The following is a 17532-nucleotide window of genomic DNA, read 5'->3' as shown; positions in this document are numbered from 1 at the left end:
GTAGGAGGACTCAGTGGAGCTCCGTGACCTTCTCCAGCTCTGGAATGACGAATTCGAGGCCGAGCTCCTTGAGGGTCTCCTTCTTCGGTATTCCACGCTCGTCCCAGCCCCTAAGCCTGTAGTACTCGCTGAGCAGAGCATCGTACTTCTCCCTGTCGAGGTGCTGGCCCTTGTAGGGTCCGCTCTTGAGACCATCAATGAACCACCTCTTAGGCGGATAGTCCATCGTTCTGTCCCACTTGCCGTTGAACTCCCTGACCCAGTAGGCCCTGATAAGGGCGTAGACCCTGTCCGCAGCTTTATATAGGTCGTCCCAGGTGTACTTGACGCCGGTTATGGCTTCAAGGAGCCTCGGGTAGTAGTCGAGACTCAGGCCAACCTCGACCCATGGCAGTCTACAGGCGGTGAGCATCTCGAAGAGACCGCCCCTGAGCCTCTGGAGCTCTATGACCTTGGCGGGCTTCTCCGGACTGTAGGTTATCTTATACTCGACCTTCTTGGCCTGCTCACCCTCGATTGGGGCCGTTCCAATCTCCCAGGCTATGACCCAGGCCTCCTTATGGTGGGCACCTATGGAGCTGGTTCCGTAGGCGAGGGCCATCGCGGGATAAATGTAGCTGTTGTATCCACTGACCTCGAGGCCCTTAACGTGCATGGCGAAGCTGTCATCGCCGAGCTTCTGGGCCATCCTCATGACCCCCTCGGCCGCGAAGTTACCGAGTTCTCCTCTGCGATAGGCTATGTCAAGGGCCAGTTGTTTGGCGCCCTTGAAGTCGCCAAAGGTCGGCCCTTCCTTAAGCAGACCCCTCTCGACGGCCTCCATGACGAAGCCTATGGAGACGCCAAGCGAGATAGTGTCCATGCCCATGTCGTCGGCAATCCTGTTGAGGGCGGCGACCTCGTTGAGCTTCCCTATGCCGAGGTTCGAACCAAGAAGGGCGACGTTCTCATAGTCGAGCTCGCTCTCTAGACCCTCGACGTCAAGGACAACGTTTCCGCAGGGCATGTTACAGTAGGGGCAACCTCTCTGCTTGACCTTCATCCCCTCGAGGGTGTAGCCGTCAATGGAGCGGGCAAACTCGAACTGACCGTCCTGGAAGTTCCTTGTTGGTAAGGCGTAGTTCTCATTCGTCCATTCCACCGCGGCCATTGTGCCCTGCCTCTTCCAGAACGGATAGCCGGGCGAGTTGAGTATGGCCTGATAAGCCTCTTGACTGAGCCTCTTGAGCTCCTCTTTATCGGCGACGGGTATATCCTTGGTTCCCCTTATGACCACAGCCTTAAGATTCTTGCTTCCCATTACGGCACCCATACCGGGCCTTCCAGCCGCTCTGCCCTCCTGGGACATGACGACGGCGTACCTAACTAAGTTCTCACCTGCGGGACCTATGCTTAGTATTCCAACGTTCTTGCCGTGTATCTCCCTGAGCTTCCTCTCGGTCTCGAAGGTTCCCCTACCCCAGAGGCCTTCTGCGCTGAGTATGCTCACGTTATCATCCTCAATGTATATGTAGACCGGCTTTTTCGCCTTGCCCTCGACGACGAGGGCATCGTAGCCAGCCTTCCTCAGATGGACGGTAGCCATTGTTCCAAGGTTCCCGTCACCGTAGCCACCAGTGAGCGGGCTCTTCGCTGCGACTACCATCTTGCCACCGCTTGGTGTAGGCAGGCCGTTAAATGGTCCGGCAGCGAATATTAGCTTGTTCTCCGGACTAAGCGGATCAACGCCCTTGACCTCGTCCCAGAGAATCTTGATTGCAAGACCCCTGCCACCTATGAACTGCTGGGCGATGTTGGGGGAGTATTCCTGAACCCTGACCTTGCCGGTGGTCAGATCGATCCTGAGAATTCTTCCCCACCAACCTTTCATAGAAGATCACCATTGATCGTTGGCGAACCTTTTTAATAAATGTTTTGGGCTTAAGAAGATATTTAATCGCAGAAGAGCAGGAAAGTGCACTCGTTAAACGTCAAAACCTTTTAAACTTCCAAACACCAGCCGGATTTGGTGAGCGGTGCATGAGAAGACTTCCACAACTCTTCGTAGAAGCGAGCTACGAGGAGTGCTTCGACGAGGAGGGGAAAGCAAAGGTCGACTGCATAGTTATCCAGGGGAACGTCGAGGTTAGAATGAGGAAGGGCGAGAAGCTACCTGCTTTCATAGACCCGAAGGAGGCCAAGTTCCTTGCCAAGGAGGTTTACGACAGGTTCCACTTTTATGTTGACCAGTACGAGCACCGGATGAGAGTTGATGCCATCATAGTCCTGCCAGATAGAAGGACGGAGATCAGGCTCCAAAAAGGGGACGAGCTCCTTCTCCTCCCAGTAGAGGGATACGTCGTCACGCTTATCGCGGACGTTGGAAACAGGGTGAGGACAGGAGACGCCTTCGCGGCCGTAACGACGAGAAAGGGCGAGGTTCACTACATGAAGCCACCGAAACCGGGAGTCGTTGTATACATAGACGAGTTCACGAACAGGCCCAACTACGTCTACTACATACTGCCTGAGGAGTGACCGAAAACTTTATAAATTGCTCCCGCCCCCTCAATATCGGCGCGCCCCGGTGGTGTAGCCCGGTCAATCATGCGGGACTCTCGATCCCGCGACCCGGGTTCAAATCCCGGCCGGGGCACCATTCTCCTGGGCCCGTGGCTCAGCCTGGTTAGAGCGCCCGCCTGATAAGCGGGAGGTCCGGGGTTCGAAGCCCCGCGGGCCCACCAGAAATTTACAGCTCCAACAGTTCCTTAGCATTTTCGTAGAACACCTTTCTTAGGGCTTTTTCATTAAGTCCACTACTCAGCACTTTCACGATTTCAACGGCGGGGTGGTGGCATGGCACGTCGGTACCGAACATCACCCTGTCGGGAACCTCCAAATAGGCCTCGGCAATTTTTGAAGACATTGGCATACCAGATGTCTCAAGGTAGACATTGTCGAGCTCCTTGCCGATGTCTATGGCCTCTTGAATGTAGTATGCGTTACCATGTCCCATGTGGACAAAAACGAATTTTACGTCTGGAAAATCCTTGACAAGTCTGGCTACTTGGGATGGGAGAGAAGTAGGGGCATGGCCTGTGTGAATGAAAACCGGAATGCCTAACTTTCCTGCAATCTCGACGATTTTCCGTACTCTAACGGAGGAAGGGCGGAACATGTGCAAGAGGGGGTGCAATTTTATTCCCCTGAATCCGCTGTTAATAATGTTGTCCTCAGCTTCTTTCGGACTTTCGGCCCTTGGATTTGCCCAGTATATGCCAATAAATCTGTCTGGATTCCCTCTCACTATCCTCATTATCTTTTCGTTGTCAACATCCGATATCACGGCAAGTTCTATTGAGTATTCTTCCATCAGCCTTAGCATGTCCCTTTCCGTTATTCCGACGTTGAAGGGGTCTCCAAGCTCCTGGATGTGAGCGTGGGCGTCGATTTTCCTGTGCTTTTTAAGGTTCAGCTCCGGAACTGTCCAGTGATACTCGAACACCATTTCAACCACCATCTCGATTTTGCATTTACAAAAAGATTTTAATCCTTGCCGGCGAGGCTGGGGCGGATGGTGAGCATAAAGGGATTCGTAAACAAGCTAAAAGAACTCGTTGAAATCGAGAGAGAGGCTGAAATAGAGGCCATGAGGTTAGAGATGAGAAGGCTGAGTGGAAGGGAGAGGGAAAAGCTTGGTAGGGCGATTCTCGGCCTCAACGGGAAGGTGGTGGGTGAAGAACTTGGTTATTTTCTCGTCAGATACGGCCGCGAGAGAGAGATAAAGACAGAAATAAGCGTTGGCGATTTGGTAGTAATCAGCAAGAGAGACCCACTGAAGAGCGACCTCGTGGGGACGGTTGTCGAAAAGGGAAAGCGCTTCATAACCGTCGCCCTCGAAACCGTGCCGGAATGGGCTCTCAAGGGAATCCGGCTTGACCTCTACGCCAACGACATAACCTTTAGGCGCTGGCTTGAGAACCTTGACAACCTGAGGGAGGGTGGAAGAAAGGCCCTAGAGTTCTATCTTGGCCTCAGGGAACCGGAAAAAAGTGAACCTGTCGAGTTCGAGCCAATAGATAAGAGGCTGAACGCGAGCCAGAAAAAAGCTGTAAGCCTCGCCCTTGGAAGCTCCGACTTCTTCCTCATCCACGGCCCATTCGGGACCGGGAAGACAAGAACCCTAGCAGAGCTAATCAGGCAGGAAGTAAAGCGCGGCAACAAGGTTCTAGCGACGGCAGAGAGCAACGTCGCCGTGGACAACCTAGTCGAGAGGCTGGCAGAGTTGAATGTCGTCCGCATCGGGCATCCTAGCCGAGTGTCGAAGCACCTCCATGAGACGACCCTCGCCTATCAGATGACCCGGCACGAGCTTTATGGTGAACTGAGGGAGCTTCTCGTAACGGCCCAGGGGCTCGCGGAGAAGAGGGACACTTACACGAAGCCGCTGCCTAAGTTCAGGCGCGGCCTGAGCGACAACGAAATACTCAGGCTTGCTGAGAGGGGGATAGGGGCAAGGGGTGTCCCTGCACGTTTGATAAGGGAGATGGCGGAATGGATAAAGCTCAACCGGCAGGTCCAAAAGGCCTTCGATGAGGCGAGAAAGCTTGAGGAGAGGATAGCGCGGGAAATTATAAGGGAGGCCGATGTTGTCCTGACGACGAACTCCTCGGCCGCTCTTGAAATCCTTGACGTGGCTGACTTCGATGTTGCCGTCATAGACGAGGCAACGCAGGCAACCATACCGAGCATACTGATTCCGATAAACAGGGTGGAGCGGTTCATACTTGCGGGTGACCACAGGCAACTGCCCCCAACCATCCTCAGCCTTGAGGCCCAAGCCCTCTCCAAAACTCTCTTCGAGGGGCTCATAGAACGCTACCCCGAGAAGAGTGCCATGCTGAACATCCAATACAGGATGAACGAGCGCCTAATGGCCTTTCCAAGTAGGGAGTTCTACGAGGGAAAAATAATCGCCGACGAGAGCGTCAAGAATATAACGCTCGCCGACCTGGGCGTTAAGGAGCCAGGGTTCAGCGAACCCTGGGCCGAAATACTAAGGCCGGAGAACGTCCTCGTGTTCATAGACACGGCTCATAGGCATGACAAGTGGGAGAGACAAAGGAGGGGAAGTGAATCGAGGGAAAACCCGCTTGAGGCCAAGATAGTTGCGACAATCGTCGGGAAGCTCATCGAGATGGGAGTTAAGCCAGAGTGGATAGGCGTCATAACTCCCTACGATGACCAGAGGGACCTGATAAGCCTAAACGTTCCGGAAGATGTTGAGGTCAAGACGGTTGACGGTTATCAGGGGAGGGAGAAGGAGGTTATAATACTCTCGCTCGTTCGCTCCAATGAGAGGGGCGAGATTGGATTCCTCAGGGATTTAAGGAGACTGAACGTCTCCCTGACAAGAGCCAAAAGGAAGCTCATAATCGTGGGTGACTCCGCGACCTTAAGCTCCCACCCGACCTACAAAAGGCTCGTGGAGTTCGTGAAGGAGAAGGGCAAGCTCGTGGACGCGAGAGAGTTGAGGGGGGTGTAAGGTGCTCCCCTTCACGAAGAGCTTCGAGGCCGAGAAAAGGAAGGCCCTCGAAAAACTCAGGGCGGCCATGGAGAGGGGAGATGTCGATGAAGACATAATTCCCCTCCTGGGGAAGTTCAACGCCCTTCCCAGCTATTTTACCACCTCCTCCTGCTCGGGCCGAATATCAGTTATGGAGATGCCCAACTTCGGAGACAAGGTTAATGCCGTTTGGCTTGGTAAATGGCACCGAGAGGTTTCCCTTGAGGAGGTCCTTGGGGCTGTGAGGAAGCATAGAAAAGGCCAGCTATGGTTCCTCGTGAGGAGCCCCATACTCCACGTTGGGGCAAGAACGTTGGAAGATGCTCTAAAGCTCCTCAACCTCGCTATCGGGGCGGGCTTCAAGTACTCCTGCATAAAAAGCGTAAGCGAAAGAAAGCTGATAGTCGAAATCCGCTCAACTGAGAGAATGGACGTGCCCCTTGGTCTGAACGGAACGCTATGGGTCGATGAGAACTACCTGGCCAGAATAGTGGAGATTGCAAATGCCCAGCTCAGGAGGTTTAAAGGAAAGCTTAAGAGGCTTGAGGAAGCCGTCACCAGGTTATAACATCCCCTTCCTCCGCGTTCAGGGCACTTATAAGGCCCACGGGCCCCTCCACCACGTAGCGAGCCGGCCTTTTTGGAAGGTAAACGTGCCAAGGCTTAAGCAGGGTCATATCAACAACCCGTCTCTCGGAGTCAAGGAAGATGACGTCTATGGGCTCCCTCATAAAGAAGCCGTGAATTGAAGCGTTGGTCCGTGTTTCGGTCGGTAGAACGAGGATGAGGGCGTAGGTTACCCGGCGGAACATCAGGCCAAGGAACCTCTTAAGGAACGTATCCGCGATACAAACTTCCCCCGTCCACACCTTCCCCTTTGTATCGTTTCTCAGCATTTAGCCCACCAAGGCGTTCCTGAGGCCGAGCTCCTTTACAATCATTTCGGCCCTTTCCATCTCCTCTCCCCAGAGAAGCCTGTTAATTTCTGGGTATTCATCAGCCTTGTACTCAGGCCTATACTGGAACATGACGTTAACCCGCACGTCCCGGCCGAGGTTCTCCGCTACCCACTCCAGAATCGGCCTCGTGCAGCACTCGAGGTGGCCGGGCATCACGAGGTGCCTTATTAGGAACTCAGCTCTAAAGTGCCCCTTCGCGAGGAGGAAGTTCCGGGTTACAACGGCCCAGTAGCGGGGAGCCTTCGAATATTTAAGGGCGCATTCGTCGTTGCCCCACTTGAAGTCACCTAGATATATGTCCACTATACCATCCAGGAGCTTCATCGCGGCCTCGCTCATATACATGTTTGAGTTCCAGATAACGGGGATTGGAACCCTAACGTGCCTTAGTGTTTCAAGTATGAATGGTAGGTTTGGCGTAGGCTCGCCGCCGACGAAGTTGACGTTCTTAGCCCCCTCGGCAAATGCCAGCTCTATTTTCCTCGCCATAATGTGAGGGTCGTAGGGCACGCCAACGCGGAACTGGCTTATGTCCCAGTTCTGGCAGAAGACGCAGCGGAAGTTGCACCCGCTGAAGAAGATGGTGTAAGATGGCACCAACTCCGGCTCCTCTCCGAGGTGCAGGAAGTCGCTGGCGACGAGGCTTTCCCTGACGCGACAATATCCGATATCCCTCTTCCTATTGACTCCGCACTTAATCTCGCAGAGGTGACAGCTCTCCAGAATCCTCTCCGCGATGGCCACCTTAAGGTCGAGCAGGTTTTTCGGGCCCTCCCTGAGGTCGTTCTCCCTTAGTCTGTCCAGGCCTTCCCCATGCTTTGTCCAGAGGTCATCCAGAGGGGCATCAGGAGAGAAGTCAACGCCTACCTTCCTCACGAGGAAGAAATTGGGAACATCTTCCCCCTCAAGGATTGCAAAATATTTGGGAAGAGCTTTTTTTGCTTTCTCTAACTCCCTCATACCCTACCCCTTCTCTCCTTAAACTCCAAGATGAGCTCTTTAACAGCCCTAACCATCTCTTCCAGGGTGGCTTTGTCGTGGCTTATACCTATGGTTATCTTGGCGTCCGTGGTCGCAAAGGATATGTAGACGGTATTTCCCTTGCTGTGAGCGAAGAACTGCTCCACGGTCTCCTCGCTAGCCTCTACCTCTTCCTCTCCTCCGGGAACAACCTCTGGCTCTCCCTCAAGGATCATCGGTCTTGGCTCCATCCCACCACCACCCAAGCCTAAAGGAGGAGGCTTTTAAACTTATTCCGGGTTAAATTTAAAAATGCTCCCCTAAATGCATAGCCGAGGTGGAGAGAATGAAGCCTATGTACAGGTCAAGGTCATGGAGGAGGAAGTACGTCAGGACGCCTGGCGGAAGGGTGGTTATCCACTTCGAGAGGAGGAAGCCAAAGATCGCTCACTGCGCCATCTGCGGCAGGCCCCTCAACGGGATACCCAGGGGCAGGCCCGTCGAGCTCAGGAAGCTTCCCAAGACCAAGAAGAGGCCCGAGAGGCCTTATCCACACCTCTGTCCCAAATGCATGCGCAGGGCAATGAAAGAGCAAATTAGGGCCCAGCTCAGCTGAAGGGGTGCCCCATGCCCAAGGGGTGCCTCGTCGTAACCGTAAGTGGTTTGGCAGGTTCAGGAACCACAACCCTCTGCAGGAAGCTTGCAGAGTACTACGGCTTCAAGCACGTTTACGCGGGCCTCATCTTCAGGCAGATGGCCAAGGAGCACGGCATGACCCTTGAGGAGTTCCAAAAGTATGCCGAGCTACATCCCGAGATAGACAGGGAGGTTGACAGGCGCCAAATCGAGGCCGCAAAGGAGTGCAACGTGGTAATTGAAGGTCGTCTCGCCGGATGGATGGTAAAGAACGCAGATCTGAAGATATGGCTCGACGCCCCCATAAGGGTGAGGGCCGAGAGGGTTGCCCGCAGGGAGGGTATAAGCGTCGAGGAGGCCTTCATGAAAATCGCCGAGAGAGAAATGCAGAACAGGAAAAGATATTTAAACTTATATGGAATCGACATCAACGACCTCTCCATCTACGACCTGATAATCGACACTTCGAAATGGTCGCCCGATGGGGTCTTCGCCATCGTGAAGGCCGCCATCGACCACCTTGACCCCGTCGGCGACGCGGGGTCGAAAAAAGAGAAGGAGGTGGGATGAATGCCTGCGATCGAGGTCGGTAGGATTGGTGTTATAATAGCCGGAAGGAGGGCAGGACAGAAGGTCGTGGTCGTGGACATCATAGACAAGAACTTCGTGCTCGTTACCGGGGCCGGCCTCAACAAAGTAAAGCGCAGGAGGATGAACATAAAGCACATCGAGCCCCTCCCCGAGAAGATTAACATCCCGAGGGGCGCCTCCGACGAGGAGGTCAGGCAGGCCCTTGAGCAGGCCGGCATAAGCCTGGCCTGACCCTCCTCCATCCTTCTGGCAGTTATGGTTCTCCTTGAAGAGTGAAAGCAATGCCCTTCTTTCTCGCCCTCTCCACGACCTGAAGTCTGAACTGGCAGGCCTTGCATATCTTCCCCGCCGTCGGCTGGCCGCAGAGCTTGCAGCGGTTAAGCCCTATCTCCCTCGCGTAGGTCTTAGCTATGAGGGGGAAGAGTCTGTCATAGCTCCTGAGGAGCTGATACTTTGTGCCCGGATGCTTTTCCTCCATCTCGTTGAGCCAGTCCCTTATCTCGGCCCTAAAGGCCTCAACGGCGTAGGGACACTCGCTCAGATCGACCTCGATATCGTTGAGAACAGCATAAAGGACGATCTCCTTCTCGGGAACCTCGCGGAGGGGTTTTATTCTCGGAACGAGACCCTCATGAATTTCTTCATAGTAAGGACCCGTTCTGCCGAGCCTCGCTACATCTCCCCTCATTAGGTTCATGAGGAACATTTGCACCTCATCGTCGAGGTTTAGGCCAACCGCCAGCTTGTCAACCCCGAGTTCTCTCGCCGCGCAGTTGAGAAGCCATCTTCTCCAGACGCCGCAGTATGAGCAGGCTCCGACACGCTCCTCACGAGGGCCCATTATCTCGACGGTCTCGTCAAGGGTGAGGCCTATGTAATCCCTGAAGGAGTATATGTGGTGCTCAATGCCAAGAAGCTCCGCGTTCCTCTTCGCGATTTCAACGCTCCTGTCCCTGTAACCCCTTATTCCCTCGTCTATCGTTATGGCGACAAGCTCGAAGGGGAACTTCCTCCTGAGCTTCGCGAGAAGGTGCATGAGAACGACGCTGTCCTTGCCACCACTCACGGCAACCCCTATCTTTTCGCCCCTCCGTATCATCTGGTACTTCCTGATGGTTGCCTTGACTTTCCTCTCTACCATCTCGTTGAAATGCCTGTGGCAGTAATATCTACCTTCGTACCTTGCAAAATATACTGCTTCCCTACCACACTTGGAGCACCTCATACTATCACCGGGTCAGCCCATGCGAGTCTCGTCATCACTCAGCCGAAATCTCCCTCATCATTCCCGCCCTCCTTTGGGGGTAGGGGTTATAAAGGTATCCATCAAGTTAGGGCCGATGGCCCTAGGCATAATACCCCTCGTCTCCTTCCTGCTGGTCGTTCTAATCTCCGTCATTATCGTTAGGATAGGGGCCGTTGCCCTAGAGATGACAGGCCTGTCAAGGGATGTCGCGGCGTTTCAGGCTCAGTCTGCCTTCTCGGGGGTTGGGTTCACCACCAGCGAGAGCGAATACGTGGTAGCCCATCCGGTGAGGCGGAGGATCATAAGAACCCTTATGTTCCTCGGTAGCGCTGGGATAACCTCCGCAATAGCGACCCTCGTCCTGAGCTTTATGGAGACCTCTCCGCAGCAGGCGGGAGTAAGGCTTCTCCTTCTCGTGGTAGGCCTCATCGCCATGTATATCTTCTTCCGCTCCAAGCTCGTGGAGAGGGCAATGAGGAGGGTTATCCGAAAAGTTCTCGGTCGTCTCGCTCCATCTCTGAGAATATACGACTACAGTCAGCTCCTTGGGATAACGAGGGGTTATTCAATATCCCAAATTAGGGTTAAGAAGAACAGCTGGCTTGCAAACAAAACCCTGAGGGAGCTGGAGCTCGACAAGGAGGGTGTACTCGTCCTCGGAATATATAGGAAGGTAAACGGGAAGGAGGTGTACATCGGGGCCCCGCACGGCAACACGAAGATAATGCCCGGCGACCTCGTGATTCTGTACGGGCCGGAGGACACACTACTTAACCTCTCCCGGAGGGTTAAGGGAGCCAGAGGTAAGGCGGAGCACGAGGAGGCAGTCGAGAAGGCGAGGCTCAGGAGCATGCAGGAAGAAATGGAGGGAAGGATTTAATGTGCGAGTACACTTATTCAAACGGCAAAAAATGTCGGAGAAAGCCCCTAAAAGGTTCCAAATACTGCTCCCTCCACATACCCTTCGAGGAGGGAGAGCTCCTCTATGGCGAGAAGATTAAGGAAATAAAGAGGAGGGCATTCGAGAAGGCCCTCGAGAGGGGGGTCAGGAACTTCGAGGGCGTTCAGCTCTACGAGGTCATGATAGCGGGAAAGGACATTGAGGGACCACTCATCTTCAGGAACTCCACTATAGGTCGGATTGTTATAGCTAATTCAAAACTCAAGGGTCTCACACTCATCAACACGAACGTCGAATCCGTGGTAGTCATAGAATCGTCGATTAACTTCTTTTACGTGAACGGCTCCACCCTCTACGGGCTCAGCCTCTGCTCCGTTGAGTTCTCATCTTCCATCCTCATCAGGAACAGCTCAATAAAGTACGTCATGTTGAACTCCGTAGAATACAGGGAAGCCCAGATAACAGCGGAAGAAGAGTACGGCGAGAGGGGCAGGATGGCGGGTAGGGTAGAGCTTTCGAACCTACGGGGCGTCAGAAGAATAGCAATAAACTCCCGCTATCCACTCATAAAAAGGCTTGCTGAAGAGTTGGGAATAGAGTTTAATAGGAAACGGAAGCCTGTCCGGATCCACATGCTCTACATTGGCGGCATAAAGTTCGATGAAAGTCCCCGCTTCAAGAGGCAAGTGCGTCTCTACATAAACGCTCTAATTGGAGGACTCACGATTGAGAATACCTCCATCCCGGGTCACGCGGAAGTCGTGAACAGTAGGATAAGGTACCCCGAGTTCGTCCACGTTACCGTCCATAACAACTTTGTTCTCAAGAACTCAAGGTTCTATAGCGATGAGACTTGGAACCTGACGTTCCTCCCCAATCTTCTCGCCGAGCTTGAGGTATTGGGCTTTATAGTCATCGAGAACTGTCTCTTCAACAATCCCTACCTCGCGGAAGTCTTCTACAGGATAGCGAGAACGACTTGGGAGAGGAGCGGGGACAAGGAAAAGGCGGATGAATACTATTACCTTGAGATGATTGCCAGAAGGGAGAAGCTCCTTCACCACTACCTTAGGGGACCAAAGACGCCTAGGAGGATTTTCAGACTTTTTGAGGTCTTCTTCGAGTGGCTTTTCGCGGACCTGACCTGCAAGTACGGAACCGATTGGAGGAGGCCAGTCTTCCTCTGGGTCTCCCTTGTGCTTGGTGTATTTCCTCTCTTTTACTACCTCACGAGGAGCGTGGAGGTAACGAATTCTTTCTTCGACTACGTTTATTTCAGCATAGTGACAGCCACGACCCTTGGCTATGGAGACCTTCACCCGGTTGGAGTTGGAAAGATGATAGCGTCGGTCGAGGCTATCTTCGGAATGTTTATGTGGGCCGTTTTCCTTACCGTCTTCGCGAGGAAGTACATGAGGTGAGCGGATGAGGGTGGGACTGATAATCAATCCAATAGCCGGGATGGGTGGAAGGGTAGCCCTGAAGGGAACGGATGGAGTCGTCGAGGAGGCCATAAAGAGGGGCGCCAAGCCGATTGCAGGTGATATCGTCAGGCTGTTCCTCAGTGAGCTGAGCCACTATGATGAGGCAAAGGACGTGGAGTTTATCACGGGACCTGGGCCCCTCGGGGAGGACGTCCTGAAGGAGTTCCCTTTCAGATACGAGGTGATTAAACACAGGGAAATCAGCTACAGAGATGTTAGGGGCGTCAGGATTCCTGACACTACCGCGGAGGACACGAAGGAACTGGCAAGGAGGATGCTTGGAAAAGTTAGGCTAATAGTCTTTGCGGGCGGAGACGGAACAGCGAGGGACGTTTTCGAGGTCATTGGCAGAGCAGTTCCCATGCTCGGCATCCCTACTGGTGTCAAGATGTTCTCGGGGATCTTTGCGTTATCCCCCGAGGATGCGGCCAGACTCCTAGTAGCCTTCCTGAAGGGGGAGGCCCCCTTAGAGCTTCGACCCATTATTGACCTCGACGAAGAGGCCTACAGGAGGGATGAGGTGAGGACAAGAGAGTTCGGAAGGGCCCTGACACCCGTCATTGAGAGCCTCATTCAGGGGAGCAAGGAGCCCACCCCCGTTGATGAGGCGGAGGAAGTGGAAGCCCTCGCCGATTCCGTGGCAGAAGAGATACTCGAAGAGGACGGCATATACTTCCTTGGGGCAGGCTCAACCATCAAGAGGATAAAAGATAAGCTCGGTATAGACGGCACCCTCCTCGGTGTGGACGTGGTAGAGGTAGAGGGAGGGAATGCTAGGCTCCTCGTTAAAGATGCCACCGAGAGGGATCTTCTGCGCTTCCTTCCCACGAGACCAAAGATTGTCGTGACGGTTATAGGGGGCCTTAGTTTCCTCTTCGGGCGCGGCAACCAGCAGTTCTCCCCTGCGGTTCTCAGAGAAATACCCAAGGAGAACATAATCGTCGTTGCGTCTGAGTCCAAGATAAGGAATGGCATCGTGAGAGCCTACACGGGCGACCCAGAAGTTGATGGAAAGCTGAAGGGTTATATAAGGGTCCGTGTGAGCCCGTGGAAGGAGAGGGTGGTTAAAATAGTTTAGGCTTCCCCCACTACTTCTGCTCGATTTGAATTCTATGATACACTTTAACTCCATTTGGGCGCCTCAGAAACAGTTTGGAACGCGAAACGGACACAGTATCCCTTTTTTACATCGCAATGCTATACTCCAATGAAGAAAACAACGGGGTGGTGGGAATGAAGAAGGTTGGTATTATAATGGGGGCCATGCTCCTGATGGCCCTGCTGAATATGGGTGAAGTGTCTGCACAAGCGGCCAACATAGTGATACTGGTCAGCGACAACGAGGCGGACCTGACCCTCGCGGAGAAGGTCGCGGAGCTCCTCAATGCCACTATCGTCGTGACCTCGTGGGGGGTTTACAACGAGGAAGTGACTGCCGAGATAGCATCACTCGGCCCGAGCCTCGTATTGATAATCGGAGGACCCAGAGCCGTCGTCAGCCTGTACGAAGAGGACCTCACGGATCTTGGCATAAACGTCACCAGGATCGGAGGAGAGGACAGGGTTGGGACCTGCAGACTCGTCCTTGAGATGCTGGCCAAGGATTATCCGGAGCTCCTCAAGAACGTTGGTGGGGCAATAGCGTATGGATGGGACATAGCGGCCCTGATGCAGATTAAGGCCAGGAAAGGCCTCCTACCGGTTCTAGTATCTGAGAACGAAACCGTTGATGAGCAAATACTTCAAAAGTTCAAGAACGTGACAATCATGGAGACGCCATATTCCCTCCGAGTCATGGAAAGGGTTAGGGCCCATATAGGTGAAATCGCCAAAGAGGAGCGGCTCAATATCACCGCCGAAGTCGCCTGGGAGGCCATTGAGATAGCCGAAAACAGGACGGCCCTTGCTGAGGAGCTCCTGCAGAATGTCACTATCCCCGCGGCCAGCAAGCTCCTGGAAACTGCCCAGAAGCTACTCACTGAAGCAAAGAACGCCTATGAGGACGGGAACTACGAAAAGGCTTATGGGTTGGCGATAGCGGCCAAGGCCCACGCGGAGGCCGTCATAAGAATGGCCGGTGAAGATGCAGAGATGAGTATTAGGAAGAGCCTCAGCTTGAAGCTTGAACTCAAAGTTAGGATGATTGAGAGGGTTGCCCTGAGGCTCCAGGCGATTGGCTACAACGTCTCTCAGGAGCTACAGCTCCTCCAGCAGGCAAAGGAGGCACTCAAGAGGGGAGATACCAGCAAGGCCCTTAAGATACTAGAAGAGGTTGAGCAGATGATCAGGGAGAAGGTCAGAACAGTTCCACCCAGGCATCACAAGATGCCCATAAGACCCGGCAGGCCATGAGCCCGGCAGAATTTTAAACTCTTTTCTCCAATTAACTTTTTGGTGATCCTACCATGAAAAGATCCGTTGCATTGTTCGCTCTTCTGATGATACTCACCAGCCCAGCGGGAGCCCTTAAAGTTATATCTCTCAGTGAAGCGGACTGGATTCTTCTAGGCAATGCAGTGCTCTCAGGGGATAGGATAATATTAACCCACGCCATGCCCGATCAAGTGAGTGCCGCGTGGTTCAACCGGATGATAGATGTGAGTAGGGACTTCAGCGTCGAGTTTGACGTCCACTTCGGTTCCTACGTGAGTGGAGGAGAGGGCATGGCCTTTGTCCTCCAGAGTGAGGGGCTGGCCGCTCTTGGTTCGGGAGGAGATGGAGTTGGCTACGTCGGGATATGGCCGAGTGTCGCCGTTAAGTTCGACACGAACCCCGGGGAGCAGGTTTACGTCATGGTGAATGGAAGACAAATCTCAAGGACGCTCTTCGACCTCCAGAAGCTGGGCCTCATGGAGGATGGAGGGCTTCACAGGGTTAAGATAATATGGGACGCGGATGAGAAGCTTTTGAGGGTTTGGGTAGATGGAATAAAGGTCATAGAGTACCGGGTAGACATTGAGGAAGTTCTCGAGAGCCGGTACGCTTACGTTGGATGGACAGGAGCCACGGGCCAAGGGGTTAACCTGCAGTTCGTCAAAATTGTAGAACTCGACCTCCCGACGGTTGAGAAGGCTGAGACCGTTGGCCAGTGGAACACCGTCGGCACGGCCTATCACTATCCCGTGAAGATGGGTTTTGTTCTCACCCCTAATGAGGCTTTCAAAGCTGGTGCTATCTGGAATAAAGACAGCCTTGACCTCAGGCAACCCTTCTCGATGATCTTCAGGGTCTATCTCGGTGACCATAACGGCGGCGATGGTTTAGTCTTCGTGCTTCAGAGCCAGTCTAAGAACGCCCTTGGAATGCCTGGAAGAGGCCTCGGATACCTAGGCATAGCTCCAAGCGTCGCCATCAAGATAGATACGGACGTCGGCCTCGACAGGCACGACAAGGAGGACTACATCGTTCTCATGATCAATGGTCGGGAGCTCGACGAATACAGGACACACCTGGGCGAGGTGGAAGATGAGAGAACGCACATATTTGAGGTCAGATGGGAACCAACCTCCAAAACGCTTAGCGTTTACTTGGATGGGGAGCTCAGGATTAAGGCTCAGGTGGATCTCATTAACGTCCTCGATTCCCCCTATGTTTACTTCGGATGGACCGCGGGCACTGGACTCAGGACAAATCTCCACTATGTGGTTCCCCTTCAGCTCATCTACAGTAGCGGGGGCCCAGTAGATGAACACGGGGCCTACGCTCTCTGGAAGACCGTCGGGGAGGCCCATGTAAATGAGAACATCCGAGGAGTTCAGCTCGTAGAGTGGCCGGGTGATGGCCTCGGAGCGGCGTGGTACGGCAGGCTCGTGAACCTATCGAGGGACTTCAAGATGACCTTTTACTTCGGCTTTGACAGTGGAAGGGCCAAGGCGGTGTACTTCCTTCTCCAGGGAGTTGGTCCAGATGTTACATCCCCGGAAATTAGTCCTAGCTACGGTGTGAAAATCTGGGTTGATGACGGAGAAGGCTACCTCGGAGTCGTAGAGAACGGGAACGTCGTGGAAAAGTTCAATGTTGGAAAGCTTTACGGAGACGAGCTTCATAAACTAAGGGTGGAATGGCTTGCGGATTCACGCGACCTTATGGTTTACCTCGATGAGAAGAGGATATTCCTCAAACACGTAGACCTCATCGACAACCTAGGCGAGAAGGCGTACTTCGGATTCATCGGGATTGGCGGCTCCTTCTTCAAGCAGGGCAAGCTAGAGTTTATGGCCATTAAGCCCACCCCCAACGTTGGAACGATATTCGAAGAAGCCATTAGGGCCGTCGAGCGGGCGCTGAACGTCAGGGTCAGGGCGGAATATAGGATAGCCAGCGAGTGGAGGGTCGAGGGGGAAGAAGTCTTCGTGAACGCCAAGGATTTGGAAGAAGAGTGGTGTGGTGTTGATGGTGGCAAGGCGTATGTGGAAATTGTTAGGAGTGTCGTTAGGATAGCCCTCTCCGAGAGAATGCATACGCCCAGCGATGACCTCTTGGACGCTCTGGCCTATAGAGTTATGAAGGAGGCTGGAAAGGTAGGTAGCGTCAATTTCTCGAAGCTCGCCGAGTGCTATATTTCTCAGATGCCAATGACGCCGATGTGGTACAGGTATTATGAGGGCCACCTCCCATCCCCACGGCGTCCAGAGGGCTGGAGGATAGAGGGGGGAGATGTCAGCGGCTCCTTTGTGGTTCTCAAAGGTGGCAGGGCCGAGTATCTTGAAACCCTAAGGGGGTTCCGCCTGACCCTCAGGACGAAGCTGCAGGAGGGTGAGTCCCTCAGAATCAGGATTGGAGATGTTTCAGTCATCCTCGGAGTTCCAGATGGTGTTATTGTCGAGGTTAATGGGTCCAAGGCATTCATCGTTCCCTACCCGATGGATGGCGACCACGTGATCTCAATAGAGCTCTCCGGAAGCACGATTTTCATAAGCGTCGACGGAATAATGCTAGGAGATGTATCGGGGATAACCGGCGATATACGGTTGAGCATAGAGGGGAGGGGAGCTTTCGGAATCGTTCAATTCTTCGCCGAAGCGGTGATAACTGACACGGCCCCCAGAATTGAGAGTCATGAAACCGAAACAACTTCTATCGAAACGGAAACCGCCGAGAACGCTAAGACTACCGGGGAAGGCGGTGCCGGCATCTGCGGTCCAGCTCTCCTGTCTACCCTCGCCCTCTTGCCACTTCTCTTCAGGCGGCGCTGACTTTTCTCCTTAATT

17 protein-coding genes and 2 tRNA genes are annotated in these 17532 nt (G+C 53.6%); 13 read left to right on the top strand and 6 right to left on the bottom strand.

The annotated features are described in order from the left end of the window. Nucleotides 1–10 precede the first annotated feature (10 nt). Nucleotides 11–1870: a tungsten-containing formaldehyde ferredoxin oxidoreductase gene (gene for / locus PYCH_RS02655; protein WP_013905283.1), complete on the bottom strand. Its 1860-nt coding sequence runs from the start codon at nt 1868–1870 to the stop codon at nt 11–13. A gap of 149 nt (nt 1871–2019) precedes the next feature. Between for and PYCH_RS02650 the strand changes: the two genes are divergently transcribed. From PYCH_RS02650 to PYCH_RS02640, 3 genes are all read left to right on the top strand, one after another. After that, complete coding sequence (locus PYCH_RS02650) at nt 2020–2517, top strand: DUF2118 family protein (RefSeq protein ID WP_013905282.1); 498 nt, start codon at nt 2020–2022, stop codon at nt 2515–2517. Nucleotides 2518–2560: 43 nt separating this feature from the next. Further along, nucleotides 2561–2638: transfer RNA gene (locus PYCH_RS02645), tRNA-Glu, on the top strand. A 7-nt stretch (nt 2639–2645) separates the two neighbouring features. Continuing rightward, a tRNA-Ile gene (locus PYCH_RS02640) sits at nt 2646–2723 on the top strand. Nucleotides 2724–2728: 5 nt separating this feature from the next. On the opposite strand, the gene PYCH_RS02635 is transcribed toward PYCH_RS02640, so the two are convergent. Next, nucleotides 2729–3499 (bottom strand): amidohydrolase family protein, encoded by a 771-nt coding sequence (locus PYCH_RS02635; RefSeq protein ID WP_237698683.1) that lies wholly within the window; start codon nt 3497–3499, stop codon nt 2729–2731. Between the two features lie 54 nt (nt 3500–3553). On the opposite strand from PYCH_RS02635, the gene PYCH_RS02630 reads away from it, so the two are divergent. Continuing rightward, nucleotides 3554–5524 (top strand): IGHMBP2 family helicase, encoded by a 1971-nt coding sequence (locus PYCH_RS02630; RefSeq protein ID WP_013905280.1) that lies wholly within the window; start codon nt 3554–3556, stop codon nt 5522–5524. Between the two features lies 1 nt (nt 5525). Then, nucleotides 5526–6113, top strand: a complete 588-nt coding sequence (taw3, locus tag PYCH_RS02625) for a tRNA(Phe) 7-((3-amino-3-carboxypropyl)-4-demethylwyosine(37)-N(4))-methyltransferase Taw3 (protein ID WP_013905279.1) — start codon at nt 5526–5528, stop codon at nt 6111–6113. Here the strand turns inward: taw3 and PYCH_RS02620 are convergent. The 3 genes from PYCH_RS02620 to PYCH_RS02610 are packed head-to-tail and all read right to left on the bottom strand — an operon-like array spanning nt 6100 to nt 7715. Then, complete coding sequence (locus PYCH_RS02620) at nt 6100–6441, bottom strand: DUF192 domain-containing protein (protein ID WP_013905278.1); 342 nt, start codon at nt 6439–6441, stop codon at nt 6100–6102. The genes taw3 and PYCH_RS02620 overlap by 14 nt on opposite strands. After that, nucleotides 6442–7464: a radical SAM protein gene (locus tag PYCH_RS02615; protein WP_013905277.1), complete on the bottom strand. Its 1023-nt coding sequence runs from the start codon at nt 7462–7464 to the stop codon at nt 6442–6444. After that, nucleotides 7461–7715: a hypothetical protein gene (locus PYCH_RS02610; protein WP_048058171.1), complete on the bottom strand. Its 255-nt coding sequence runs from the start codon at nt 7713–7715 to the stop codon at nt 7461–7463. Before PYCH_RS02610 ends, PYCH_RS02615 begins: the two co-directional genes overlap by 4 nt. Nucleotides 7716–7810: 95 nt before the next feature. Between PYCH_RS02610 and PYCH_RS02605 the strand changes: the two genes are divergently transcribed. Genes PYCH_RS02605 through PYCH_RS02595 form a run of 3 tightly spaced genes read left to right on the top strand, consistent with a single transcriptional unit; the run spans nt 7811 to nt 8922 of the window. Next, entirely contained in the window at nt 7811–8080 is a 270-nt protein-coding gene (locus PYCH_RS02605; protein ID WP_013905275.1) for a 50S ribosomal protein L34e, read from the top strand. A gap of 11 nt (nt 8081–8091) precedes the next feature. Beyond that, nucleotides 8092–8670 (top strand): (d)CMP kinase, encoded by a 579-nt coding sequence (gene cmk / locus PYCH_RS02600; RefSeq protein ID WP_013905274.1) that lies wholly within the window; start codon nt 8092–8094, stop codon nt 8668–8670. Continuing rightward, nucleotides 8671–8922, top strand: a complete 252-nt coding sequence (locus PYCH_RS02595) for a 50S ribosomal protein L14e (protein ID WP_013905273.1) — start codon at nt 8671–8673, stop codon at nt 8920–8922. A 22-nt stretch (nt 8923–8944) separates the two neighbouring features. Here the strand turns inward: PYCH_RS02595 and PYCH_RS02590 are convergent, their stop codons facing one another. Further along, complete coding sequence (locus tag PYCH_RS02590) at nt 8945–9916, bottom strand: TIGR00269 family protein (RefSeq protein WP_013905272.1); 972 nt, start codon at nt 9914–9916, stop codon at nt 8945–8947. A gap of 115 nt (nt 9917–10031) precedes the next feature. Here PYCH_RS02590 and PYCH_RS02585 point away from each other — a divergent pair, with 115 nt between their 5' ends. The 5 genes from PYCH_RS02585 (at nt 10032) to PYCH_RS02565 (ending at nt 17517) form a co-directional block, all read left to right on the top strand. Continuing rightward, the gene (locus PYCH_RS02585; RefSeq protein WP_013905271.1) at nt 10032–10817 is read left to right on the top strand and encodes a TrkA C-terminal domain-containing protein; all 786 of its coding nucleotides are present in this window, start codon (nt 10032–10034) and stop codon (nt 10815–10817) included. Further along, nucleotides 10817–12259, top strand: a complete 1443-nt coding sequence (locus tag PYCH_RS02580) for a potassium channel family protein (RefSeq protein ID WP_013905270.1) — start codon at nt 10817–10819, stop codon at nt 12257–12259. The genes PYCH_RS02585 and PYCH_RS02580 overlap by 1 nt, the downstream gene beginning before the upstream one ends. A 4-nt stretch (nt 12260–12263) precedes the next feature. Then, entirely contained in the window at nt 12264–13400 is a 1137-nt protein-coding gene (locus PYCH_RS02575) for an ATP-NAD kinase family protein (protein WP_013905269.1), read from the top strand. A gap of 155 nt (nt 13401–13555) precedes the next feature. After that, nucleotides 13556–14674, top strand: coding sequence for a cell wall-binding repeat-containing protein (locus PYCH_RS02570; protein ID WP_013905268.1), 1119 nt, complete (start codon nt 13556–13558; stop codon nt 14672–14674). A 53-nt stretch (nt 14675–14727) separates the two neighbouring features. Next, nucleotides 14728–17517: a lectin-like domain-containing protein gene (locus PYCH_RS02565; protein WP_013905267.1), complete on the top strand. Its 2790-nt coding sequence runs from the start codon at nt 14728–14730 to the stop codon at nt 17515–17517. Nucleotides 17518–17532: the final 15 nt, after the last annotated feature.

Origin of the sequence: Pyrococcus yayanosii CH1 (assembly GCF_000215995.1) — an archaeon.
Lineage (GTDB): Archaea > Methanobacteriota_B > Thermococci > Thermococcales > Thermococcaceae > Pyrococcus > Pyrococcus yayanosii.
This window is presented reverse-complemented; position numbering and strand designations above follow the sequence as displayed.